This window comes from Methanothermobacter sp. (assembly GCF_030055425.1).
Lineage (GTDB): Archaea > Methanobacteriota > Methanobacteria > Methanobacteriales > Methanothermobacteraceae > Methanothermobacter.
In genome coordinates this window covers 54,896-78,373 of the sequence record NZ_JASFYE010000002.1, presented here as the reverse complement: position 1 = coordinate 78,373, position 23,478 = coordinate 54,896, and the positions used below count along the sequence as shown (strand labels likewise).

The following is a 23,478-nucleotide window of genomic DNA, read 5'->3' as shown; positions in this document are numbered from 1 at the left end:
GTTCCCTGAACCCATCAGTGCATCACCCTGTATTCTATGCTCCCTATGAGCCCCACGGGCCCTGTCATCATGACGTCCCCTGCAGGTGCAGCATGGTGGACACTGAGGGATGTTTCATCGAGAATAATCCTCTGTGGACCAGTTGCAACAACCACCTCAGGCTCACCCACCCCTCCGAGGACATGGGCACCATGACCGCCGTCGCCATGGACCTCCCGGTGGGTTATCTCACCATGGGCGAGTTTAAGGAGGAGTTCCTCAAGTTTCTCAGGGGACAGCATTTTTGTGTGGTGCTCCATGACCCCATGTATCCTGCCATCCAGTATGCTGGCTGCCAGCGTGTGGCCGTTACCCACATCAACAGCGACCAGCGGCCCATCTGAGTCCACTGCGGGGTCAAGGAGTGCCCCTGCTATTGAGGCAAACTTGGAGTCCATCATAAGGAGAGGATAATCAAGTGCCTCCTCAATGGATTTCATCCTTGTGAAGTAATCGGGTACGTCGCCGAGGTATGAGAACTGCTGAGGTTTCAATGGTTCTCTGAGTTTCTCCCTGATCTTCATGAAACGGAAGTTCCTATCACCAATATCACCACCTGCACCATGGTCCTGAACAGCCACCCCCAGGAAGTCAATCTCCAGTTCAACATCAAAGTGTCCCAGGGCCCCTGCTATGGCCCCGAGATCCACATCCGCTAACTTCACCCTCCTCAGGCCAGGGTCCCTGTCTGATATCTCTACCCCCATTGCCCTGACCCTTTCAAGGTCGTCCCTGATGGTCCTTGCTGCCTCGGGGGTCATTACAACCCGGTAGCCCCTCTCAAGGTGTTCCATTATGGCCCTGCTCACGGGTCCCCCACCCATTGTCTGGCCATGAATGAAGATGTCCTCACTGATTCCCCTGATCCTTTCTGCGATTATCCTTGTGGGTGAGGGCATTACCATCTTTATGGAATTTTCAATTCTATCAACCGCAGTGTCATGGTACATTATATCCTGGGTCCCTGCACCCACATCAACTGCAAGTATCTTCATATGGGAATCATATCTTCCCCCCATTTATTAACCGTTTCCTAAATGTACAGATATGTACTGTAAAGTTTTAAATAGTTCTTTAAAGAGACATCATGCATGTAAATGCTGATGATAACACGACCTTATCATGAAATCTAAGGTGATACCATGAACAAGATTGTTCTTGACGAAAACGAAATACCAAAAAAATGGTACAACATCAACCCGGACCTGCCATCACCACTACCAGAACCCAGAAACCCTGAGGGCGGAGAGAACATAGAGAACCTTCCAAGGGTGTTCTCAAGGGGTGTCCTTGAGCAGGAGATGTCAATGGAGCGCTGGATAAAGATCCCCCGTGAGGTCAGAGATGTCTACAAGATGATCGGAAGGCCCACCCCACTTTTCAGGGCAAAGGGCCTTGAGGAGATGCTTGACACCCCCGCCAGGATATACTACAAGAGGGAGGATTACTCACCCACAGGAAGCCACAAATTGAATACTGCCATAGCACAGGCATACTATGCCCGTGAAGATGGCGCTGAAAGGCTCACAACAGAAACTGGTGCTGGCCAGTGGGGAACAGCCCTTTCCCTTGCATGTTCACTCATGGACCTCCAGTGCAAGGTTTACATGGTCAGGGTTTCCTTCAACCAGAAGCCCTTCAGGAAAACAATAATGCAGCTCTATGGTGGCGAGGTTGTCCCATCACCAAGTGACCATACCGAATTCGGAAGGAAAATACTCAGTGAGGACCCTGAACACCCGGGCTCCCTTGGTATAGCCATATCAGAGGCCATGGAGGAGGCCCTCCAGTATGAAAACGTTTACTACTCCCTGGGAAGTGTCCTCAACCATGTTCTCTTACACCAGACCGTGATAGGTCTTGAAACACAGAAGCAGCTGGAAATAGCGGGTGAAACACCTGACATCATGATAGGCTGTGTTGGAGGGGGGAGCAACTTTGGCGGGGCGGTTTTCCCATTCATAAAGGATAAAATTGATGGTAAACTCGACTGTGAATTCATAGCAGCTGAACCAAGATCCTGCCCGACCCTCACCCAGGGAGAATACCGTTACGACTTCGGTGACACTGCAGGTATGACACCACTCCTCAAGATGTACACACTCGGTCACGACTTTGTACCCCCCTCCGTGCACGCAGGTGGTCTGAGGTACCATGGAATGTCACCGCAGGTTGCACTCCTGGTGAAGGAGGGCATCGTCAAGGCCAGAGCCGTGGCGCAGCATGAGATATTTGAGAGCGGTGTTAAATTTGCAAAGGCCGAAGGGGTCGTCCCTGCACCGGAAACCTGCCACGCCATAAGTGTTGCCATGGAGGAGGCCAGAAAGTGCAGAGAGACCGGTGAGGAGAAAACAATAGTTGTAAGCTTCTCTGGCCACGGGCTCCTTGACCTCAAGGGTTACGGGGACTATCTTGAGGGCAAAATCTGAGAGTCCAGAATGAATTAATGGGGATTTCTGGCTGAAACTCCATGATACCTGGAACTCCACTGGATTTCAGCCATTAAAATCCCGTATCTTCTTCTTCAATACATATAAATACCATCATCACCTACACTAAATTAGTTTATATCAATCTCATCAAGGTGATCTGATGGACTACAGGAATATCGTTATCGGTGCCATGATCCTTATCATAGCACTGATGGTCGGTTTCAATGTTGCCCTGTACATGGGGGCCCATGAACAGAACGTGACCCAGCTGGACTGGGCTGACAACGCAACAACAGATATGAGTTTTGCAAATGAATCCCCTGCACCGGTCAGCACTGAAAACCCGAAAAAAACCGTGAATAAAACCAGAACAAACATCACACCCATCACGCCCGGTGAAGGAAACACCACGACACCTGAAGAACCCGAACCACCGGCTCAAAATCAAACCACATAAGGAGGATCAAGATTGTACAGAATAGGTGAAGCACTAATAGGAAGCGGCAATGAAGTCGCCCATATAGATCTCATCATAGGTGATAAGGAGGGAAACGCGGGGGCCGCCTTTGCAAATGGCCTCACCAGCCTTTCCCTCGGTCATACACCACTTCTATCGGTTATAAGGCCTAACCTCATGACAAAACCCGCCACCCTCATAGTACCCAAGGTCACGGTGAGCTGCCTTGAGGACGCCGATAAGGTCTTCGGGCCAGCCCAGACAGCAGTTGCCCGTGCAGTTGCCGATGCAGTTGAGGAGGGAATAATCCCCGAGGAAAAGGTTGAGGACCTCGTGGTAATTGTAAGTGTATTCATACACCCAGAGGCAGAGGACTACCGCAAGATATACCAGTACAACTACGGGGCAACCAAACTGGCCCTCAGAAGGGCCATGGAGAACTACCCCTCAGCAAGGAAGGTCCTCAGTGAAAAGGACCGGGGAAGCCACCCCATCATGGGCTTCAGAGCAGTCAGACTCTGGAATCCCCCCTACCTGCAGGTTGCCCTTGACCTGGACAGCATGGAGGAGATGGAGAGGATCATTGACGCCCTCCCCAACAGGGAAAGGATACTCCTCGAGGCCGGAACACCCCTTGTCAAGAAGTTCGGTGTTGGTGTTGTAAGCAGGATAAGGGAGCTTCGAAGGGACGCATTCATAATAGCCGACCTCAAAACCCTTGACGTTGGCAGGATAGAGGTTAAGATGGCCGCAGATGAGACCGCTGATGCAGTGGCCATATCAGGTCTTGGAACCGTTGAGTCCATTGAGAAGGCCATCCACGAGGCCCAGAAACAGGGCATATACTCCATACTGGACATGATGAATGTTGAAAACTTCGTTGATAAACTCAGGGGCCTCAGATACAAACCGGACATCGTCCTCCTCCACAGGAATGTGGACCTTGAAACCCTCAGGGCAGAGCGTGGAGAGGAAATTGGTGAAATGAGCGAATGGGGCAACATAAGGGAAATAAAGGATATACTTGGCCCCAGGGGTCTTGTGGCCGTTGCAGGCGGTATAACGCCCTCCAAGATGCAGGAGGCCCTTGATAGCGGCGCCGACATAATAGTGGTTGGAAGGTACATAATCGGCTCAAGGGATGTTAGGAGGGCCGCCGAGGACTTCCTGGAGCACATGCCCCAGGACCCAGACACCATGAGACTGCCCCTTGACGAGGACGAGTCAATCTAGCCGATAAGGGGATTGCATATGATAGTGGGTATATGTGGAAGCCCCAGGAAACAGGCCACCCATTACGTGCTTGAAAGGGCCCTTGAAAAACTGGCGGATGAGGGACTTGAAACGGAGTTCTTCACCGTTAGGGGTAAGAGCATCTCACCCTGCAGGCACTGTGACTACTGCCTCAGAAATAAGGAGTGTGTGCTGAAGGACGACATGTACCCACTCTACGACCTCCTTAGGGGGGCCCGGGGAATCATAATTGCAACCCCTGTCTACAATGGTGGTGTCAGCGCCCAGGTGAAGGCCATAATGGACCGCTGCCGGGCGCTTGGCGCAGAGGACTACGACTCCCTGAGGGGTAAGTTGGGCATGGGCATAGCTGTTGGTGGCGACAGGTGCGGGGGGCAGGAACCTGCCCTCATGCAGATACACACCTTCTACATCCTCAACGGAGTAATACCAGTAAGCGGGGGGTCCTTCGGAGCAAACCTGGGGGCGTGTCTCTGGTCAAGGGACACCGTCGAGGGCGTTAAGGAGGACTCCTACGGGTTTAAAACCCTTGATAAAACCCTCAAAATGTTTAAGAGATTTCTGAATTCCCAGACCCCATAAGCTATTTTTTTATCATTGCAACTTCGACCAAAAGGCTTATTTAAGGCGCTATCAGATTTATTTTTCCGGTGATTCAATGGCATCTTCAGGTACCTCCAAACTCTTAAAGGGCAGCTTCTTTATAATAATCGGCAACCTCCTCTTCAGGGTGGGTGGATATATATACCGGGTTCTCATGACACGTCTCCTTGGACCCGAGGGCTACGGACTCCTGGGACTGACACTCCCATTCCAGGGGATATTCCAGATACTGGCCGCTGGGGGTCTGCCGCCGGCAATAGCCAAGTATGTGGCCCAGCACCGGGCCCTCAAGGAGGATGAGATGGCCAGGCAGGTTGTTGTAACCTCGCTGAAGGTCATGATATTTCTTGGTCTGACTTTCTCCCTCGTAATGTTCTTCACAGCACCCTGGCTTGCAAACCAGTTCTTCCATAAACCGGCCGCCCAGTACCCCCTGCAGGCTGTTGCACTCATAACACCCTTCAGTGTTATAGTTGGGGCCTTCAGGGGCGCATTTCAGGGCATATACCGGATGGAGTACGTCGTGATTACAAGGGCGGTTGAGCAGGTTTTCATGATAATTCTCGCCGTTGTCCTTGTGATGGCCGGTTTCTATGCAGCAGGGGCGGTTATGGGTACCGCCATGGGTTTTCTTGCATCGGCCATATCAGCTATCCTGATATTCAAAAGGCTGATGAACAGCTACTTCCCACCTGCTCCCCCAGAAAAGAGGCTGACCATCAGGGAGGAGCTGGGGCTTGTGAAAGTGCTTCTCTCATTCTCCATCCCCGTTATAATCACCGCCCTCTCTGAGATGGCGATATACGATATAAGTGTATTTGTGATAGGTGTGTTCATGGCAACAACCTCTGTGGGATACTACACCGCGGCTGATCCCATCGCAAGGCTTCCCCTTGTAGTATCCCTCTCTGTGGCAACCGCTGTTCTTCCTGCGGCATCAGAGGCCTTCGCACTGAAGGACAGGAGGCTCCTTGAAACCTACATTGTACAGTCATACAGGGTCGTGACTCTCCTTGTGCTTCCCATGTGTGTTGGCATAGCAGTCTTCTCAGAGCCCCTCCTTGAACTACTCTTTGGGAGCAACTTCATCTTCGGTGCTGGTGCCCTGAGCATACTGGTTGTTGGGATGAGCTTCTACACCCTCTTCATGATATCATCAAGTATCGCCCAGGGGATAGGTTACCCCCGTCTTCCAATGTACGTTCTGGTTGCCGGGACTGTCATAAACCTTGCACTGAACGTTGCCCTCGTACCATTACTTGGAATCGAGGGGGGAGCCCTTGCAACAACAATCGCAGCCCTTATCATAATGATCATCATCCTCTGGAAGACCTCAGAGATAACCGGTGTGAAGCCACCGGGCCTCTCACTTCTCAGGATAGGATTCGCATCAGGGGTTATGGGGGTCTTCATGCTGCTCCTTCCCCGGACCATCATGGGGCTCCTTCTGGCAATAATCTTCAGTCCCCTGGTTTACGGTGCAGGCCTGCTCCTTATAGGGGGTGTTGAGAAGCGGGACGTGAGGCTTCTGAGGAAGTCCGCATCAAGGATGGGCCCCCTCTCAGGAGCCATGAACAGGGTGGCTGACCTCATGGACCGCTGGGCAAGGTGATGGCATAAGAATATAAAGAACAAGATCCATAGGTTCTACAATGAGCTTCAGCTGCAGAATCAGCATTGACGGAACCGAAGTCCCCATGGATGGGAGAAGGTTCAGACTTCTCAGGCTGATCCAGAGCAGGGGTTCCATAAGCAAAGCAGCAGAGGAGGCGGGTATCCCCTACCGCAGCGCCCTTGCCTATATAAAGAACATTGAGGAACTCCTCGGTGAAGAGGTCGTGGAAACCAGAAGGGGTGGAAAGGGGGGTGGTGGAGGTAGCAGACTCACAGAAACAGGCGTCAGGGTTATCCTTGAGTATCTTAAATTAAAGAGGGCCCTCGAAAGGCAGATTTCCAGTAACGAAATCAGGGGAACCGTTGAGGAAATCTCAGGGTATGGTTCAAGAATAAGGGTGGGAAACTCCCTCCTGGAGGCGCCAGTGGTTGAGGGGTTATCCCCTGGAGATGAGGTCATACTCCTCGTTGACCCTGAGGACATTGTGGTCATGGGTGAGAGGTACGATACCAGCATGAGGAACACCATTCCAGGAACTGTTACAGGCCTTGAACTGGAAGGGGACATTGTGACCGTCAGGATCAATGCAGGGGACATTAAACTCAAGACCCGTATAACACGTGAATCTCAACGTAAAATGAAACTGAACCCTGGATCCAATGTATATGCTGGTTTTAAGGCTGTTGCTGTTACTGTTCTTAAGATATGACTGATGGTGGTGATTTAATTGAAGATAATTGTGGATCCAGATAAATGCACCGGATGCGGTGAGTGCCGTGAGGCGTGTCCCAAGGGGGGCAGGATATGGACCATAGACAGGAGAAAACCTGCCAGAGCCTCAAATCTTGAATTCTGCCACCAGTGCATGATATGTGCAAGTAAATGTCCTGAAGGCGCCATAAGGATCATAAGGGATGATAACTATGAGAAGAAGTCTGAAGACCCGGGAAACCCTTGAAACCCATGTGAAGGTTGATCTGAACCTTGATGGCAGTGGAAGGTCAAATGTGAATACAGGTCTTGGATTCCTTGACCACATGCTTGGATCGCTGGCCCGTCACGGGCTCATGGACCTTGAGGTGGAGGCAAGGGGAGATCTGGAGGTGGACGACCACCACACGGTTGAGGATGTTGCACTGACACTGGGCGAGGCCCTCAGGGAGGCCCTTGGTGATGGAAAGGGTATAAGGAGGATGGCCCATGCGATGGTCCCGATGGATGAGTCCCTGGCCACAGTTGCACTGGACCTGGGTGGAAGACCCTACACGGTACTTGAACTTGATTTCGGTGTTAATAAGATCGGGGATGTCTCATCAGATAACATAGGGCATTTCTTTGAGTCATTTGCGGCTTCTGCTGCCATTAACATCCATGCATCTGTCAGGGGAAGTAACGACCACCATAAGGCCGAGGCACTCTTCAAGGCACTTGCAATGGCACTCAGGGACGCTGTACGGGTTGAACACGATATGATTCCAAGCACCAAGGGCAGATTGTAGAGAATCTGTGGATGGCAACGTGCGCCTTAAAGTCATTTCATCACAGTATTTTCGCATATAGGAGTCCAGAACACCATATCATTCAGATATGCGTTTTTACGTAATTGATGCAATTTATTAAGAGGTTCTCGCTTAAATCAATCATGGATCTGCCGTTTAAGACTGAACTGACCTCGGTATGCCTCACAATCCATCACTGGAAGAATCTGATTACAAAATGGGGGTGATTGGTTTGTGTGAACTTCTGGGGTTCTGTTTTAACCGGGAAGTGAAACCATCCTTTTCCCTGAGGGGTTTCAGGATGAGGTCAGAGGATAATCCAGATGGCTGGGGGCTGGCCTTCTATCCAGATGAATCGGTACAGGTTTACAAAGAGCCCTGCCCATCAAAGGAGAGTCCGCTGTCACAGTTCCTGGAGAACTATGAACCTATAGGTTCCTGGATCATAATATCCCATATACGTAAGATAAGCAGCGGGGATAAGTCCCACAGGAACACCCACCCCTTCCAGAGGGAATGGGACGGACGGGACCATGTGTTCGCCCACAACGGCACCCTCAACATTGATAACCCTGAGGGTGGAAGGTATAAGCCCGTTGGGACAACTGACTCCGAGATCGCATTCTGCCACATCATGAACCGCATCAGTGAGGAGGGCGTTAAATTCAGGGATGACGAGGATTACGAGTGGCTCTGGAGCGTCCTGAATGAAATAAACAGGCATGGAATATTTAACTGCCTCCTATCCGACGGTAAACACCTCTTCTCCTATCATGACATGGAGGGGTACAAAGGTCTCTACCAGTTGCATCGAAGAGCGCCCTACGGTCCCGTTGAACTCCTTGATGACGATTACCAGATAGACCTCGCCCATGAGAAGAAACCTGATCAGGAGGGTTACATAATCGCAAGTAAACCTCTGACCAGTGAAAAATGGGAGACCTTCCTTCGAGGAGAATTGAGGGTCTACAGAGATGGGAAGTTAATCTTCAGATTCAGTGCGGAGAGCATCTGACGACCGGTAAACGACAGCCCATTCAACAGGCCCCATGCCATCTATTTATATGGGCCGCTGGACCGATGAAATTAAGCATCCGGGAATATAAACCATGCTGGAACGTTGCAAAGGCAAGAATTAAATCCATTGAAAGCTCATGTATCAGAAAAAATAAGTGGTTGAAGATCTATTCTGGCTTGGCCAGAAGATCCTTCTTGCTCAGTGTTTCACCTTCCTTACCGTGTGGTGTTCTCAGCACGGTGTCGTTGGCCTTCTCGATTTCCCTTGCTTCAACTGCAAGTCTGGCAGCTGCAGAAATCATTTCGTGTGCTGAGGCAACGATTGGTATGTACTGGTCAGGGTCCTGTACCATGAAGCAGCCCCTGACGTCTATGTCAGCCACCTTGGTTGCTATCTCATATGCAGCCATTGCCTTGGCCTTTGCATATGGGTTGGTGTAGCCTGCTGCCTCAACCGCCTTATCTGTGTCTATTACCACCTGTGGAAGTTCAGGTGCCTTTCCGGCTTCAACATCTGCAATCATTGCATCGATTGTGTTCTGCACAACCCTGTATGCTCCTGTGAATGCAAGGACCTTTATAACGTCGGAGTTGAAGGATGCCATCTCTGTTGGGTCCAGGAACTCCCTTCTTGCCCCTATCATGGGGTCGGCCTTTACTATTATGTATCCAAGTCCCTGCTCCTCGATTTCATCCTTGACCCTGAGGCCTGGTGCGTCACCTATGATCATGGCTGGAACATCAGCCTCTGATAGAATCTCCCTTGCCTTTGCAGGGCCAGGTGCGCCAGGGTTTGGGCTTATGAATATAACAAAGTCCCTCTCCATTTCAAGCATGGTTGGTACTGCCCTCTCGATTTCATCGGGGTTCATCTTTGCACCTGAACCCACGACACAGACATCTATGTTTGGCCTGTCTGCCCTCTCATCAAGTAACAGGTCCAGCACAGGTGAGGTCCCGATGTTACCACATTTTATTATACCAATTTTTACAACCATTAGATCACCAGAATCTTATTATTTTGCGCCTTATTAAGTATTTTATGATTTAAAGATTATGATTAAGCTTTTATAGTAGTAGTATACTTTTTACCTTTTCTGGGGTCATTATGATTAAAATTTAAATTATAGATAATATCTTAATCATTTAATTTAATATCAGGTTTATTAATCCTCCTCCCTTTCAACAACAAGAACATTGCCTGTGAATATTTTTGAGAAGATCTCCCTCCTTATCCTGATCCTACCCATGGCAGGGTCAGCCAGTGTGATGTTTCTATCATCAACCGAGAGAACAACGGTGTAGTGTGCCGTGTCACCGTACCTTACAAATGCGATGTGATTCCTTCTCAGACCCGATATTTCCATCCTGACCCCTCTTGCACTCAAGCCCTTCGAGGTTGCTGCGAGTATCAGTCCATACATGGTGGTCCCTGATTCGTCTGTACCTGCAAGCTCCGCCAGTTCTGCCTCACTGCAGTGAACTCCAAGGTTTCTGAGAACCGTGGCAAGTGCCGCCGGGCCGCAGCTGTATCCGCTGCTCTGCCTCACTATAACCTCATCACCCAGAGACGATTTCATATCAAAACCCTCCATTTTAATACCAGTATTCATAATAAATTATTAATTATTATTAATAAATGTATATGATTGAGGTGGAACAGAAACCCATGAGCTCATATAACGCACGTTGGTCTTGCTTCAAATGAAAAAAGGTTGAACGAACAGCGAGCAAATGCCCTAATCATCACCAGGAATAGTGGTTACCCAAAGAATTAATGACGTGAAGGTATCCATCAGCTACCTGAAACCTTTTCGGGCATCCCAGATGCGCTTCATAGACCTCAATCCGCCCCTGGGACCCGCAGTTTCATGGAAATCATCAATGAGCCCTATCAACTTTCTGACGGCCATCTCAGCATCCCCTACAATTCCTGAGGACTCGGGTGGTTTCACATCATCCGCCACCTCACCTAGGCTGGCAGAGTCAACCACAGGTATCCCCACCTCAACTGCAAGGTCCACGCTCGCGTGTCTCTCATGGAAACCCCGGAGCTTAATTGCCGGAACACCCAGCACGGCGGCCTCAATGGTGAGGCCCATTCCTGCCCCGTATATGACAAGATCAGAGTAGGCCATGAGGGATGGAAGATCAACAAATCCCTCAAGGACCTCGGTATTCTCTGAACCTACTAAGCTCCTCACATAATGTGGACTGAAGCGGAAGGGTACCACTATAATGCGTCTTCTGAGGGCTTCAGCTCTCGATATAAGGTCAGGTATATCCCCCCTTCGCAGGTCGCCTCCAAGGACCAGGAGAGTGTAATTCCCGATACCTGGATCCTCAGTCTGGAGGCGGCTCACATAGAGGGCCTGGGGGTAGCCACCTATGACCTCAACATTCTCAAGGAGGTACTCATCCTCAAGGTAATCCCTGTAGCGGGTGGACGGTGCCGTTACAATGTCTGCAAAGGCTATCATTTCAATGGGATTGTAAATGTCCTGTTCAATATGAAGGACACCCTTTCCCCTGAGATATGATGCTGCGATGGCCTTCCTCACATCCCCTGCATTCCCGCATGTGAGCACAAGATCCGGGTTTATTTTTCCAAGGTGGCGCCAGGTAACTGCAATATCCCTCAGGACGAGGTATGCGATTTCCATCTTACCCCCGGATCTGCTCCTGCTGGTTCCCATGGAGTAGTACTCCTGGCAGAGGTCTCCCAGGACATCCATCACCCCCCCACCATGACACAGGCAGTGGTATTCATGTCCAGATTCCTGCATCAGGGGATGGAAGGTCTTTGCAGGTGCAAGTTCAGCTGCAACTGCCAGTTTCAGGATAACACCTCCAGAGGACGTATATAATTGATATGACAGCGACCATGTAGAACAACCAGACCACAAGGTCTGTTGGGCCTGTTTCAACCCAGATTATGGTATGGGCCAGAATTACCGAATAAATACCTGTAAAGATCCCGTTCAGTGATATCTGAATCCTGTGCATGAATCCAAGGATCATTCCCAGTAGGAACATCTGGATAACCATTGCAGGAAGCCCGAAGTCCAGGATGGGGGGTCCAAATATGAGTGATGTTGTTGAGTGCCTGTAGCCAAGCACGGCCTCACCAACGATTGACCTTGGATCCGTTGAGTGCAGATATCCTGTAAGGGTGTAATAGAGGAGTTTACCGGCAGTTGCCCCCTGCTGGTCCAGGAGCCTGTCAAATACCATGAGGGTGTAGCCTGCCCTGTAGAGAAGGAGTTCCAGTGGATTCAGGGTCCAGGTCTGCCATTCAATTGATTTAACAGCAATATAGCCGACGGCTATTGCCACAATGGCAAGAGCTGATAGCAGGAGGCCTATCTGGCGGGGGGATGGCCTTGCAGAGTAGTAGATGGTTATGATACCGCTCAGCAGTATAACCACAACGGTTGTCCTGTAGCCTGTGAGGGCAAAGAGTGTGGCTCCAATGATAAGTGGAATACAGTACCTCCTCCTGGGATAAGCTGCAAGAAGCATGTTAATTGATGGGAGGAATATGAGGTATGAAAGAAGCCATATCTTCGTAACCGCCCTTGCCTTGAGATAACCGCTGAGGAGCGGAATTCCCCCCAGCATATAAAGGTTCAGTGCCTGTAGAATGATTCCAGACGTGACAAGAAGGACCAGAAGTTTTTCCCGTGGATTTCCTGGACTGGCAGGTTTCTCTGTTCGTATCCTTCCAGACATATATGCTCCAAGGATGAATATGGTGGCACCAAGAACTATATAGAGAATTGAAAGCCCTGATGGAAGTCTCAGACCCCTGATACCCATCAGTGTCCCTGAAATGGCAAGCACAAGGTATATGAGCAGCGCTATGATGACAGAATAGGGGGAGAATATATCAAACCTCATCCTGGAGCTCCCATGCATTCCTTGTGAAGTTTGCGGCAAAGTTGGGGCATGATGCTGCATGTATGTGCACGTAACTTGCAAGGGCCGATCCAGAGGTTATTCCATCCATGGAGTCCATTATGCCCCTTCCCCTGAGCACCCTGAAGGCAAATTGCGCATCTCCGGTGACTGAGACCCTTGAGTAGTGGAATTCATGTCCCCTGAACACATCCCCCTCCCCTGTTATCAGGTTGTCAGAGACCGCCTCAGAGATCACGTAGCTCAGTCCCTGGACCTTTTTTGTCATCTCAGCATCGTAGGGGAACACACCACACATCTCGCGCCCATCAATGGACCTCATCAGGTACATCAGGCCGCCACATTCCCCGAAGATGGGTCTGCCGTCTGCGTGAAACCTCCTCACCGACATCCTCATGGATCTGTTGGATTCAAGTTCCCCTGCAAATACCTCAGGGTAGCCACCCCCTATGTATACCGCGTCAACATCAGGCAGCTCCTCATCATGGAGGGGGCTGAAGTAGACAACTGAAGCCCCGTTATCCTCAAGGGCCTCTATGTTCTCCCTGTAATAAAAGTTAAAGGCCTCGTCAAATGCCACGCCTATTTTAACCTTACTTTTATTTCCTCTCTGCCACAGGGGTTCCCTTTCTCCATCAATTTTTCCTGCAGACGCCATTATATCCTCAAGGGCCTCAAGGTCCAGGTACTCCTCCATCGCACTGCCCCATCTCTCAATGTAGGATGCTATCTGCTCCCTTTCAACGGCGGGTACAAGTCCAAGGTGCCTCTGCTCAACCTCCAGTTCTGCGCTCCTTGGTATTCCCCCCACCACCTCGGTGCCTGTGAGTTCCTCAACAGCCTCCTTTGTCTTGAGGTAGTGTCTCCTGTTCTTAACCTGGTTCAGGATAACCCCCCTGATTTCAACCTCCGGGTCAAGGGATCTGAAACCCAGTACCATGGCCGCCGCGCTTTTAACAAGGCTTCTTGAATTTATTATGAGAACCACCGGGGCTTTAAGGGCCTTTGCAACTGAAGCTGTGCTTCCAGTGTCCCCGGTTGCACTTATACCCTCATACAGTCCCCTTACGCCCTCTATTATACCCATTCTGGCCCCTGATATTTTCATTGCCCTTGTGAAGGCCTCCCTTATCTGGGCATCTGTCATGAAGAAGGAGTCGAGGTTCCTTGAGATGTTTCCTGTGGCCATGGTGTGATATGATGGGTCTATGTAGTCCGGACCCACCTTGAAGGGCTGGATGCCCCTATCGGAGAGTGCCCTCATTATCCCGGTCGCTATGGTGGTCTTGCCAACTGCGCTCCCTGTCCCTGCAAGTACAAGTCTCATATATGAAACTCGATGCTACATTTATTTAAGTTTTGGGAGAATAGCACCTTTCCTCTGTTTCCCAGAATAAAAAAAAAGGATTTGTCAGAAATTCATCTGAGAAGGTATCTTGCCCTTGATGTGTGTGACTTGCCATGGACAAGGCAGAAGTCTGCATCGCATCTGCTGCAGAACCACATCCCCTCTGGACATGTGGAGCCCTCTTCATATCTCAGTGTTCCGTGCCTGCCACAGAATGGGCAGTAATTCCTGAATCGTGACTGATGCTCCTTGTAGTCCACATGAAGTGAACATGAACACCTTCCACTGGCCTCAACGTAATCCGCGGTTACAGTGTGGGATGATGCCCCCACATCCCTTGATGTGTGTCTGTAGGCCCTCACATGTTTCCTTTTGAGGACCCTCTTTTTATAGTACGCCTTTGTATGGATTCTTTTTTTGCTGTACTTCTTATGATACTTCTTGGCATCCACCTTCAGGGGCTTTGCACTGATTTCAGTTCCTCTATCCTCCGCTTCAGAAGCGGTTATGCCCGCTGCAGCTATGGAGAATAGAAATAAAGATGCAATAAAAAGTCGCTTAATTTTACCGCCTCCAATCCAGAAAGATATTTAATGTTCCCTCTGGATGTTGGGAATATAACTTTGACCTCATATATAAATATTTTGCCTCAGAATTGAAAAATAAGACGTTTTATAACTCTTTTTTTCAATCAGAGCCTTCTAATTACTTTTTAAAAATTGAAGTAATGGGTGTGATGTTTTAATTTCTTCTTTAAATCACTTTGACACTAACGTTTCCTTTTTTCAAAAAATAAGCCATATTAAATCGTTTTTTAAATTGAATGATCTGATGGTTTATTTAAGGGGGTGCAGAGGCACCATACTGAGAGGATCCAGAACCTTAAAAAGGACCTGTGTTTATATCAGAGCATTATATGGATGCTTTGAAATTTTAAACTTTTCTGGTGATCTAAAATCTAATTTAAATTCTTATGATGACTTAAAATCAATTATAATCCTTTCAAATCATTCATCTTATCTCCCCATCAGAATCACTGCGGATCCCGCGAGCCCCCTGATATAATTAGTTATAGAATCATGGACATATTATTCACCATGAGTCTTGCTGAAAGGGTCCAGGTGCTGAGTGACAGCGCCCAGTTTGACCTCTGCGACTACAGTGCAGACCCCTCCCAGCGGAACCCTTCGCTGCCGGGTATCTACTACACAAGTTACAGGGGCTGCAGGGTCCCCCTCTTCAAGGTTCTGCTCACCAACAGGTGCTGCAACGACTGCAGGTACTGTATAAACAGCGCAGAGAAAGAGCCCGTTGAGCTGAAGCCGGAGGAAGTTGCAGGGATATTCCTTGACTACTATGAGAGGCGCTACGTTGATGGACTCTTCCTCAGCTCCGGGGTGAGCAGGGACCCTGATGAAACCATGGAAAAGCTCCTGGAGACACTCAGAATCCTGAGACTTGAGGGTTATGGCGGTTACATACACCTCAAGATCATACCGGGCTCATCCATGGACACCGTAAGAAGGGCCATGGAACTTGCAAGTCGTGTGAGCATCAACCTTGAGACCGCAACCAGGGATGGTCTTGATGAACTTTCATCCACCAAGGACTACAGTGTTGACATTCTGCGGAGAATGAGGTGGATCAGCAGGTTCAAGAGGAGACACCCTGAACTTGCACCCTCAGGTCAGAGCACCCAGCTGATGGTTGGGGCTGTTGATGAAACAGATGAGGATATAGTTAAACGTGTTAAGTGGATCTACGATAAATATTCCCTCAGGAGGGTGTACTTCAGTGGTTTTCAGCCCATTGAAGGGACTGCACTTGAGAAAAGGGCCGAAGCAGACCCCGGGCGTGTCTTCAGACTCTATCAGGCTGACTCCCTCCTGAAGTCCTATGGTTTCGGTGTTGACGAGTTGAGGTTCAGTGGGGGCTACCTGGACACCTCTGTGGATCCAAAGTACGCCGCAGCCATGGAGATGGATATCTTCCCGGTGGACCTCAAGACCGCCCCCTATCATGAAATCATCAGGGTCCCTGGAATAGGACCAAGGTCGGCCAGAAAAATAATTGAACTGAGGGGTAAGGTTAACCTCACCCCGGATATCCTGAAGGGAATGGGGGTGAGGCTGGGCAGGGCTGAACCCTTCATATACCTCGATGGATCCCAGACAACCCTCAGCAGCTGGAATAAGAGCGATTGAATTACTGGAGTTCAGAGAACATCTCCCATATTTCAGGGTACTTCTCCTTAACGGCCCTTTCTATGAGGTCCGATGCCTCCCTGCTTATGCTGAACTCTGGCTGTGTCTTTTTCAGGTACCTGAGTACCGCTGCAGACCTTGCAGACCAGAGGGTTATGCGGGGGTTGCGTTTAACCTCCCTTATAACAGCCTCAACCTGCACATCTCCGGCCACTGAGTCAGAGGTCTCCTTCACTTCCTTCCTTGTCCTTGACTGGATGAGTGCATCGAGTCCCATTCCAAGGCCCTTCTTCTGTGTCATCATATCACTCCATGTCCAGTATTTCAGCTGCGAGTTTCATGTAGGCCCCCGTACCTGTGCTTTCAGGGTCATAGGTGATGCATGGTTTTCCATGACTTGGGGCCTCTGCAAGGCGTACGTTTCTCGGTATCCTTGTTCTGAAGATGTTCTCCCTTTCACCAAAGAACTTCTCAACCTCCCCCTGCACGTCCCTTGCAAGGCGTGTCCTCGAGTCATAGAGGGTTATGAGTATCCCCTTTATGGGGCAGGGGCTCTGGAGACGTTCCTCAACAAGGTTCATTGTTCTGAGGAGGTCGGCCATTCCCTCGAGGGCATAGTACTCCGCCTGTATTGGTATTATGACACTGTCAGATGCCACGAGGGCGTTGAGTGTGAGTATCCCCAGTGACGGCGGGGCGTCTATGAATATGTAGTCGAATTCATCCCTCACGTCCCCCAGAGCCTCCTTGAGGATGGCGTGGTAGCCTATCTCGCTGCTGAGTTCGATCTCTGCACCGCTCAGGGATATGTTGCTGGGTGCAAGGTACAGGTCCTCGAGTTCGGCTGGCAGTATCACATCCCTGAGGGATGCCTTTCTGCTGAGTACTGTGTAGATGGTTGAGTCCAGTTCAGATTTATTCACACCGAACCCTGTCGTTGCGTTACCCTGGGGGTCCATGTCAACCACCAGCACCCTCCTCTCAAGTAGTGAAAGGGCTGCTGAGAGGTTCACTGCGGTTGTTGTCTTGCCACAGCCCCCCTTCTGGTTTATGATTGAAATTATCTCTCCCATTGAATCACCATCAACTGATAGGATAATCACTTGGAACTTAGAATTTAGAACTTATAAATTATATCTTATAAGTTATAACTTATAAGAAGAGGGGCCAAAAAATTTTTTAGAAGTTGATTCTCTCTGAAAGTCTGACAGGGAGGGGTAGCCTTCTGAATGGCATTCCCTGGGTCTCTGATCTGACGAGTTCGATGAGCTCATGGAGATCCATCTGAACCTTTTCACCTGTGCTCCTGATGTTAACTGTGAGTTTGCCCTCCAGTTCGCTGTCACCCACAACCACAACGTAGGGTACCCAGTCCTGGGCAGCGTTCCTTATCTTCTTACCAAGGGTCTCCGCCCTGTCGTCAAGGTCCGCCCTCACATCATTTGCAGTCATCTCTGATACAAGGGACTCTGCAAATTCAAGGTGGCGCTCGGCAATTGGAAGCACCCTTACCTGTGTCGGTGAAAGCCAGACAGGTAGCATTGGTGGTTTCTCATCCATCTCAATGGCCGTCTTTTCAAGTAAACTGCAGATAACCCTCTCTATGCTCCCTGTTGGGCTGCAGTGGAGGATTATAGGGTTGACCTCCTCCTCATCACTGTTAACATAGGTTATGCCGAATCTTTCCCCGCTCTCAACATCTATCTGAACTGTTGGGTTCTCTATTGGCCTTCCAAGGTAATCTATGGCTGCAAAGTCCATCTTGGCAATCCAGTAGTGCTTTCTTGAGGGTAGAAGTTCAAGGAGTATAGGTTTTCCTATCTTATCCGCCACTGAGTGCACCCAGTCAGAGTACTCCTCATAGAAATCCCTGGTGGCCCTGAATATCACCTCATAGTTCACCTGGAGGTCCTCACCTGTCTTCATGCACATCCCGACCTGCCCTGCAAACTCGGTGAGGGCCTGTTCAAGGTCGGCGCATACCGTGTGAAGGTCGGGCATTGTAAAGCCCCTGAGCCTTTTGAGGCCAACCACCTCACCCTTCTTCTCAAGCCTGAAGCTGTAGGTGGAGAGTTCATATATTGAGGCAGGGAGATTCTTCCATGTGAGGAAGGAATCTGAGAGTATCCTGAATGCCCCGAAGCAGCATGCATATCGCAGCATGAGTTCCTTCTTGTTCTTCATCCTGTACTGCCTTTCACCGAACTTCTCTGCATGGACCCTGATGGCCTCGTCCTCAAGGTCATACATTATGGGGGTCTCAACCGGCATGGCCCCCTCACTGGTTACGAGCATGTAAACGTAGTCTGCAAGAAGATCCCTTATGAGCCTTCCCCTGGGGTACCATCTGAGGTGTCCCACATCTGCTGATGGCTCATAATCCGCCAGGCCCTTCTCCCTCATGAGTCTAACGTGTGGTGGCTCCTCGCCGGATGATTCGAGCACACCCAGTTCATACTTCACAAGGTTTTCAAGGTCCCTGCTTGTGAATTCAAATTCTTCCGGTCTGATTTTCTGGCCCTTGTAGAGTATGAACCACTCTGATTCCTCTGATTCCTCCTCCTCTTTGATGGGCTCCGGCCTTATGGTCCTTGAGAGTTCCGATAGTGGGTGGCCCTTGCAGGATATTCTGAATGCCTTGTACCAGCCGAAGGGGACCCTTGAGACCTCAATTCCCCTCTCCCTCAGCGCCTCCTCCATTCCCTCAAGAACCCTGCGGGCTGTCTTCGGGGAGCTCAGTGAGGAGCTGAGGTGCGCATATGGATATATAACCACATTATCAGCCTTAACGTCACCAAAAACCCTCACTATTTCATTTACCGCATTTTCAATGACTGAATCAGGGTTCTCCTCATCCTCAGCCTCCACCGCTGTGAAGACCACCAGGGACTCGGTGAAGTGTCCCTTCATTTTATCTTCGGGTATTTCCTCCGCTATCCCTGTTTTGTTCTTTGTCTCGTATTCCAGGTAATCAGAGTGAATTAACAGTATCCTCATGCCATCACCTTGTAAGAATAATATAATGTTATTGTTTTAAGGGCGAAGGTTTTTAAATATTGCCTATGTGAAGGGGAATGATAAAAGACTCCAGAAAACTGCATATCCATGGATTAAGTGCTGAAGACCCGGCAGATTACTGCATAAATGGTGTGGCTAGATACCTCCTCCCTCTCCATAGGATTTCCCATGCCATATGCCGTCAAATATCCTCGAGTAGTTCTCTGCTATCTCAGGGTACTGGTTCCATATACCCATTGCAGACTCAGGTACCGGTGATCCCTCAGGTGTGAACCTGGAGAATATCCACATCATCTCCACTGAGTCCCTCACAAACATCCGAACAGGCGGCATGCTCACGACCCTCACCTCACAGGGCAGATCAAGATCCTCAGGTGCCATTATCCTTACATCAGCACCCCTATCCATTATCCTCTCAATTGCAGGGCGCAGCTCTCTCAGCTCGCCCCTGAATATGAAACCCATCCTCATTTTGAGTTCGGACCTTGTCCTCGATATGATCTCGAGTTCCTTCTTCATTATCTTCTCCTGTCCGTGTATGAGCCATACCGGGGCCGGTACCCTTGAAACCTGGTCCTCATAGGTTCGCCTGAGCTGGTGCATGGCATCATCCAGTTCCTTCATTATTCTCTTCTTTTCCCTCCTGAAAACCTCTGCAGGGGGGACCACATGGTACCTGAGAGGTTTGCCGCGCTCCACCTCCACGAATCCCCTTTCTGAAAGCTGCCTCAGTACCTCATAGATCCTTGACCTTGGGATTCCTGATGCCTCGGCCGCCTCGGATGCCCCTGCAGATACCAGTGACACCATTGCAGTGTATGCGGCCGCCTGATAATCTGTAAGTCCCAGGAGTCTAAGCGCATTCCTCACCTTCCTCTCCAAACAGACACCTCTAGTGTTACATTTTATACTCAAATAGTGACAAAATCTATATATAATTTGCTGTCAGTTTTTAATATGGTGATTGAAATGAAGTACCGCTGCAAGGTATGTGACTACATATACGACCCTGACGTGGGTGACCCCACATCAGGTATAAAACCTGGAACCCCCTTCCAGGAACTTCCAGAGGACTGGGTCTGCCCGGTATGCAATGTGGGTAAGGACCAGTTCGAGCCCCTGAAGGGTGAGGTGAGGCGCGTGAGGCCAGAGGACATAGACATGTTCTGCTACCAGTGCTCCCAGACCGTCCGTGGAAGGGCCTGCACAGTAAAGGGGGTCTGTGGAAAGGAAGCAACCGTTGCAAGACTCCAGGACAACCTTCTATTTGCAATTAAGGGGATCTCTGCCTACCTCTACCATGCCCGTGAACTCGGATACACAGATGAAGTTGTGGATGCCTTCCTTGAGAGGGGATTCTACTCAACACTCACCAACGTGAACTTCGATGCAGAGGAATTCGTAACCCTCGCCCTTGAGGCTGGTGAGATGAACCTGAGGACCATGAAGCTCCTCAAAAAGGCCCACATTGACACCTACGGGGAACCTGAACCCACAGAGGTGAGGGTTGGGGCCCTTGATGGCCCCGCCATAATAGCAACAGGTCACAGCCTGAAGGCGCTTGAAGAGCTGCTCAAGCAGACCGAGGATACTGGTGTGAATGTGTACACACACTCGGAGCTGCTCCCAGCCCATGGTTACCCTGGCCTCAGGAAGTACCCGCACCTTGCCGGGCAGCTCGGAGGGCCCTGGTTCGACCAGAGGGAGACCTTCTCACGCTACAGCGCCGCGGTGCTTGGAACATCAAACTGTGTTCTGCTACCCCATGACAGCTACAGGGATAGAATGTTCACCTGTGGTGTTGCCCGGCTCCCGGGGGTTGAACATGTGGATGGCTACGACTTCAGTCCAGTGATAGAGAAGGCACTGGAACTTCCACCCCTTAAAGAGGAGGAGGCAGCGACACTAACAACAGGTTTCGGACTCTCAACAATCCTCTCACTTGCAGATAAAATAAAGGAGCTGGTGGAGGAGGGTAAAATCAGGAGATTCTTCCTTGTTGGTGGGTGTGATTCTCCGCTACCCAGGGCAGAGTACTACACCGAATTTGTGAGGAAGCTCCCCCAGGATACCGTGGTCCTCACACTGGCCTGCGGCAAGTACCGTTTCAACTCAATGGATCTGGGTGACATTGAGGGGATTCCCAGGCTAATAGACCTTGGCCAGTGCAACGACTCCATAGTGGCAGTGGAACTTGTGGAGGCACTGAGCAACCTCTTCAGTATGGACGTGAATGATCTGCCCCTCAGCATAGTCCTCAGCTGGATGGAGCAGAAGGCCGCTGCAATACTCTGGAGCCTCCTATCACTCAACCTCAGGGGCATGTACATAGGTCCCATACTGCCTGGATGGGCCAACGACGACATCATAAATGTGCTCGTTGATAACTATGAACTCACACCAATAGGTGACCCTGAAGAGGACATGAAGAAAATGATGGGGTGATGAAAAATGGAGATTAAGGGAAAGGTTCTGAAACTGAATGAGCTCATTGACTACCAGGACGATTCAGTTGTGAGCAGGGAGATCATCAGAAAGGACACCGGTACAGTGACCCTCTTTGCCTTTGACAGGGGGCAGGGCCTCAGTGAACACACTGCGCCCTTCGATGCCATGGTCCAGGTGATCGAGGGTGAGGCAGAAATTACAATAAGTGGAGAGAAGAACCTTGTGGCCGCAGGGGAGATGATAATAATGCCGGCCAACGAGCCACATGCAGTGATGGCGAGGGAACCCTTCAAGATGCTCCTCACCATGATAAGGTCATGAGTTTGTGGTGGATTCAAATTAAAAAAGGTGCCAACACCATCAAGCCTAACAAATCAAAAGTAACTAGATACCATAAGGCCAACCGCCACGAGGCCTGTGCCAACAATGACGAGGAAGAGGGTCCCCACCCTTTTCCCGAACATTCTTGTGCCAAGTGCAAAAGCCAGTCCGCCCTTTATAATTGTATTTGAGACTCCTGCAAGGGTTATGGCAGCTGCAGCTGTTGAAGAACTTAAAGAACCCCCTGCTGCCAGTAAAGACATGCTCACAGTTATGGCATCCACATCAGCAACCCCAGAAATCACAGCCGCAGCCAGGACACCCCCACTGCCAATGTAGACGTTCGCTGCCTTGGATAGGAATAGAATAGCCATGAAAAGCGCCCCGAATATGAGTGCAGGCTTAACAGAGAATGGGTTTTGAATTTTAATATCCTGATCAATCTTCGATGGTGACCTGATGAACAGAACACCCATGGCCATCCCGGTTACCCCCATTGCAAGCATTGGGGGTGCAACGTATCCCATAAGTGAGGGGTTTATAACGGAGACCTCCAGCAGGATCCTGAAAAACATCATTGAACTTGAAACGACCGATGCGAACACCGCAGGCCTTATGAGATCATCAGATTCCCTAACCCGACCTGCCATTGCCGTAACCACAGCTGTACTTGACACCAGTCCCCCTATTATTCCCGTGGCGCTAAGGCCCCTGTCTGGACCTGCTATCTTCATTGCAATGTAACCTGAATAGCTTATGGCTGATATGAACACCACCATCAGCCACACCTGATAGGGGTTGAAAACCCCCCACGGGCCAAGCGATGTATCCGGAAGAAGAGGGAGAATCACAAAGGCTATTACAAGGAATTTTATTGTATCTATCATCTCCCTCTCACTTATCCTCCTTACGGCAATGTGAATGTACCTTTTGAGGGCAAGGAGAGCCGTTACAATGATGGCAAGCATTGCTGCAAGCCTGTAATCACCTGAAAAACACATGGCCCCAAGCATGAAGGTTACAAACGCTGCAACCTCACCTGTTATCCCAATATCCCCATCATCCCTCGTGCTCACAATGTAACTCGCAGATACTATGGCAACCAGACCCAGAAAGGCAAGAGGAAGCATCAGAGGGAAAATCTCTGATAGATATGCTGAAAGGGCCCCCATGAGTGATATCAGGATGAAGGTCCTTATACCCGCAAATTCAGTCCCCTGGGTCCTCCGCTCCCTCTCAATACCCACCAGGGCTCCTATGGCAAGGGCTATCAAAAACTTAATTACAGGGAAATCCATGTTATAA

The 23,478-nt window shown here is 49.9% G+C and carries 24 protein-coding genes; 12 read left to right on the top strand and 12 right to left on the bottom strand.

Annotation, left to right across the window (positions count from 1 at the left end; all coding sequences use genetic code 11):
* Positions 1–14: 14 nt before the first annotated feature.
* Positions 15–1,034: a DUF1786 domain-containing protein gene (locus QFX39_RS02775; RefSeq protein ID WP_300477302.1), complete on the bottom strand. Its 1,020-nt coding sequence runs from the start codon at positions 1,032–1,034 to the stop codon at positions 15–17.
* Between the two features lie 147 nt (positions 1,035–1,181).
* Here QFX39_RS02775 and QFX39_RS02770 point away from each other — a divergent pair, with 147 nt between their 5' ends.
* From QFX39_RS02770 to QFX39_RS02730, 9 genes are all read left to right on the top strand, one after another.
* The gene (locus QFX39_RS02770; RefSeq protein WP_300477301.1) at positions 1,182–2,468 is read left to right on the top strand and encodes a TrpB-like pyridoxal phosphate-dependent enzyme; all 1,287 of its coding nucleotides are present in this window, start codon (positions 1,182–1,184) and stop codon (positions 2,466–2,468) included.
* A gap of 163 nt (positions 2,469–2,631) precedes the next feature.
* Positions 2,632–2,928: a hypothetical protein gene (locus tag QFX39_RS02765; RefSeq protein ID WP_300477300.1), complete on the top strand. Its 297-nt coding sequence runs from the start codon at positions 2,632–2,634 to the stop codon at positions 2,926–2,928.
* Positions 2,929–2,940: 12 nt separating this feature from the next.
* Positions 2,941–4,161, top strand: a complete 1,221-nt coding sequence (locus tag QFX39_RS02760) for a bifunctional 5,6,7,8-tetrahydromethanopterin hydro-lyase/3-hexulose-6-phosphate synthase (RefSeq protein ID WP_300477299.1) — start codon at positions 2,941–2,943, stop codon at positions 4,159–4,161.
* An 18-nt stretch (positions 4,162–4,179) separates the two neighbouring features.
* A complete protein-coding gene (locus tag QFX39_RS02755; RefSeq protein ID WP_300477298.1) occupies positions 4,180–4,764 on the top strand; it encodes a flavodoxin family protein in 585 nt (194 codons plus the stop codon).
* 76 nt (positions 4,765–4,840) lie between these two features.
* Positions 4,841–6,397: an oligosaccharide flippase family protein gene (locus tag QFX39_RS02750; RefSeq protein ID WP_300477297.1), complete on the top strand. Its 1,557-nt coding sequence runs from the start codon at positions 4,841–4,843 to the stop codon at positions 6,395–6,397.
* Positions 6,398–6,437: 40 nt separating this feature from the next.
* A complete protein-coding gene (locus QFX39_RS02745; protein ID WP_300477296.1) occupies positions 6,438–7,109 on the top strand; it encodes a TOBE domain-containing protein in 672 nt (223 codons plus the stop codon).
* 18 nt (positions 7,110–7,127) lie between these two features.
* The gene (locus QFX39_RS02740) at positions 7,128–7,358 is read left to right on the top strand and encodes a ferredoxin family protein (protein WP_300477295.1); all 231 of its coding nucleotides are present in this window, start codon (positions 7,128–7,130) and stop codon (positions 7,356–7,358) included.
* On the top strand, positions 7,324–7,899 hold the full coding sequence (hisB, locus tag QFX39_RS02735) for an imidazoleglycerol-phosphate dehydratase HisB (RefSeq protein WP_300477293.1): 576 nt from the start codon (positions 7,324–7,326) through the stop codon (positions 7,897–7,899). The genes QFX39_RS02740 and hisB overlap by 35 nt, the downstream gene beginning before the upstream one ends.
* 232 nt (positions 7,900–8,131) lie before the next feature.
* On the top strand, positions 8,132–8,914 hold the full coding sequence (locus tag QFX39_RS02730) for a class II glutamine amidotransferase (RefSeq protein ID WP_300477291.1): 783 nt from the start codon (positions 8,132–8,134) through the stop codon (positions 8,912–8,914).
* Positions 8,915–9,083: 169 nt separating this feature from the next.
* Here the strand turns inward: QFX39_RS02730 and QFX39_RS02725 are convergent, their stop codons facing one another.
* The 6 genes from QFX39_RS02725 to QFX39_RS02700 all read right to left on the bottom strand — a co-directional run bounded on the left by QFX39_RS02725 (position 9,084) and on the right by QFX39_RS02700 (position 14,634).
* Positions 9,084–9,914, bottom strand: a complete 831-nt coding sequence (locus tag QFX39_RS02725; RefSeq protein ID WP_300477290.1) for a F420-dependent methylenetetrahydromethanopterin dehydrogenase — start codon at positions 9,912–9,914, stop codon at positions 9,084–9,086.
* 168 nt (positions 9,915–10,082) lie between these two features.
* Positions 10,083–10,496 (bottom strand): cysteine peptidase family C39 domain-containing protein, encoded by a 414-nt coding sequence (locus QFX39_RS02720; RefSeq protein WP_300477289.1) that lies wholly within the window; start codon positions 10,494–10,496, stop codon positions 10,083–10,085.
* A gap of 219 nt (positions 10,497–10,715) precedes the next feature.
* Positions 10,716–11,651 (bottom strand): hypothetical protein, encoded by a 936-nt coding sequence (locus QFX39_RS02715; protein ID WP_300477288.1) that lies wholly within the window; start codon positions 11,649–11,651, stop codon positions 10,716–10,718.
* Positions 11,652–11,733: 82 nt separating this feature from the next.
* Positions 11,734–12,816 carry an oligosaccharide repeat unit polymerase family protein gene (locus tag QFX39_RS02710; protein ID WP_300477287.1) on the bottom strand — a complete coding sequence of 361 codons (1,083 nt, stop codon included), beginning with the start codon at positions 12,814–12,816 and terminating at the stop codon, positions 11,734–11,736.
* Positions 12,806–14,161, bottom strand: coding sequence for a Ni-sirohydrochlorin a,c-diamide synthase (gene cfbB, locus QFX39_RS02705; protein ID WP_300477285.1), 1,356 nt, complete (start codon positions 14,159–14,161; stop codon positions 12,806–12,808). The genes QFX39_RS02710 and cfbB overlap by 11 nt, the downstream gene beginning before the upstream one ends.
* Positions 14,162–14,253: 92 nt before the next feature.
* Complete coding sequence (locus QFX39_RS02700; protein ID WP_300477284.1) at positions 14,254–14,634, bottom strand: hypothetical protein; 381 nt, start codon at positions 14,632–14,634, stop codon at positions 14,254–14,256.
* A gap of 645 nt (positions 14,635–15,279) precedes the next feature.
* Between QFX39_RS02700 and QFX39_RS02695 the strand changes: the two genes are divergently transcribed.
* On the top strand, positions 15,280–16,386 hold the full coding sequence (locus QFX39_RS02695; RefSeq protein ID WP_300477282.1) for a radical SAM protein: 1,107 nt from the start codon (positions 15,280–15,282) through the stop codon (positions 16,384–16,386).
* Position 16,387: 1 nt separating this feature from the next.
* On the opposite strand, the gene QFX39_RS02690 is transcribed toward QFX39_RS02695, so the two are convergent.
* The 4 genes from QFX39_RS02690 to QFX39_RS02675 all read right to left on the bottom strand — a co-directional run bounded on the left by QFX39_RS02690 (position 16,388) and on the right by QFX39_RS02675 (position 20,286).
* A complete protein-coding gene (locus QFX39_RS02690) occupies positions 16,388–16,687 on the bottom strand; it encodes a hypothetical protein (RefSeq protein WP_300477281.1) in 300 nt (99 codons plus the stop codon).
* Positions 16,688–16,691: 4 nt separating this feature from the next.
* Positions 16,692–17,459: a ParA family protein gene (locus QFX39_RS02685; protein ID WP_300477279.1), complete on the bottom strand. Its 768-nt coding sequence runs from the start codon at positions 17,457–17,459 to the stop codon at positions 16,692–16,694.
* A 106-nt stretch (positions 17,460–17,565) separates the two neighbouring features.
* Positions 17,566–19,383: a threonine--tRNA ligase gene (locus QFX39_RS02680; protein ID WP_300477277.1), complete on the bottom strand. Its 1,818-nt coding sequence runs from the start codon at positions 19,381–19,383 to the stop codon at positions 17,566–17,568.
* A 156-nt stretch (positions 19,384–19,539) separates the two neighbouring features.
* Positions 19,540–20,286, bottom strand: coding sequence for a TrmB family transcriptional regulator (locus QFX39_RS02675; protein ID WP_300477276.1), 747 nt, complete (start codon positions 20,284–20,286; stop codon positions 19,540–19,542).
* A gap of 87 nt (positions 20,287–20,373) precedes the next feature.
* On the opposite strand from QFX39_RS02675, the gene hcp reads away from it, so the two are divergent.
* Together hcp and QFX39_RS02665 are read left to right on the top strand one after the other, a co-directional pair.
* A complete protein-coding gene (gene hcp, locus QFX39_RS02670) occupies positions 20,374–21,849 on the top strand; it encodes a hydroxylamine reductase (protein WP_300477275.1) in 1,476 nt (491 codons plus the stop codon).
* Between the two features lie 6 nt (positions 21,850–21,855).
* Complete coding sequence (locus tag QFX39_RS02665; RefSeq protein ID WP_300477274.1) at positions 21,856–22,173, top strand: cupin domain-containing protein; 318 nt, start codon at positions 21,856–21,858, stop codon at positions 22,171–22,173.
* 53 nt (positions 22,174–22,226) lie between these two features.
* On the opposite strand, the gene QFX39_RS02660 is transcribed toward QFX39_RS02665, so the two are convergent.
* Complete coding sequence (locus tag QFX39_RS02660) at positions 22,227–23,447, bottom strand: MgtC/SapB family protein (protein ID WP_300477273.1); 1,221 nt, start codon at positions 23,445–23,447, stop codon at positions 22,227–22,229.
* Positions 23,448–23,478 lie beyond the last annotated feature (31 nt).

What these genes read in the sequence shown, in the direction of transcription:
- QFX39_RS02775 (WP_300477302.1), bottom strand. Translation starts at nt 1,034, where the DNA reads ATGAAGATACTTGCAGTTGATGTGGGTGCAGGGACCCAGGATATAATG.
- QFX39_RS02770 (WP_300477301.1), top strand. Translation starts at nt 1,182, where the DNA reads ATGAACAAGATTGTTCTTGACGAAAACGAAATACCAAAAAAATGGTAC.
- QFX39_RS02765 (WP_300477300.1), top strand. Translation starts at nt 2,632, where the DNA reads ATGGACTACAGGAATATCGTTATCGGTGCCATGATCCTTATCATAGCA.
- QFX39_RS02755 (WP_300477298.1), top strand. Translation starts at nt 4,180, where the DNA reads ATGATAGTGGGTATATGTGGAAGCCCCAGGAAACAGGCCACCCATTAC.
- QFX39_RS02750 (WP_300477297.1), top strand. Translation starts at nt 4,841, where the DNA reads ATGGCATCTTCAGGTACCTCCAAACTCTTAAAGGGCAGCTTCTTTATA.
- QFX39_RS02745 (WP_300477296.1), top strand. Translation starts at nt 6,438, where the DNA reads ATGAGCTTCAGCTGCAGAATCAGCATTGACGGAACCGAAGTCCCCATG.
- hisB (WP_300477293.1), top strand. Translation starts at nt 7,324, where the DNA reads ATGAGAAGAAGTCTGAAGACCCGGGAAACCCTTGAAACCCATGTGAAG.
- QFX39_RS02725 (WP_300477290.1), bottom strand. Translation starts at nt 9,914, where the DNA reads ATGGTTGTAAAAATTGGTATAATAAAATGTGGTAACATCGGGACCTCA.
- QFX39_RS02720 (WP_300477289.1), bottom strand. Translation starts at nt 10,496, where the DNA reads ATGAAATCGTCTCTGGGTGATGAGGTTATAGTGAGGCAGAGCAGCGGA.
- QFX39_RS02715 (WP_300477288.1), bottom strand. Translation starts at nt 11,651, where the DNA reads ATGGATGTCCTGGGAGACCTCTGCCAGGAGTACTACTCCATGGGAACC.
- QFX39_RS02710 (WP_300477287.1), bottom strand. Translation starts at nt 12,816, where the DNA reads ATGAGGTTTGATATATTCTCCCCCTATTCTGTCATCATAGCGCTGCTC.
- cfbB (WP_300477285.1), bottom strand. Translation starts at nt 14,161, where the DNA reads ATGAGACTTGTACTTGCAGGGACAGGGAGCGCAGTTGGCAAGACCACC.
- QFX39_RS02695 (WP_300477282.1), top strand. Translation starts at nt 15,280, where the DNA reads ATGAGTCTTGCTGAAAGGGTCCAGGTGCTGAGTGACAGCGCCCAGTTT.
- QFX39_RS02690 (WP_300477281.1), bottom strand. Translation starts at nt 16,687, where the DNA reads ATGACACAGAAGAAGGGCCTTGGAATGGGACTCGATGCACTCATCCAG.
- QFX39_RS02685 (WP_300477279.1), bottom strand. Translation starts at nt 17,459, where the DNA reads ATGGGAGAGATAATTTCAATCATAAACCAGAAGGGGGGCTGTGGCAAG.
- QFX39_RS02680 (WP_300477277.1), bottom strand. Translation starts at nt 19,383, where the DNA reads ATGAGGATACTGTTAATTCACTCTGATTACCTGGAATACGAGACAAAG.
- hcp (WP_300477275.1), top strand. Translation starts at nt 20,374, where the DNA reads ATGAAGTACCGCTGCAAGGTATGTGACTACATATACGACCCTGACGTG.
- QFX39_RS02665 (WP_300477274.1), top strand. Translation starts at nt 21,856, where the DNA reads ATGGAGATTAAGGGAAAGGTTCTGAAACTGAATGAGCTCATTGACTAC.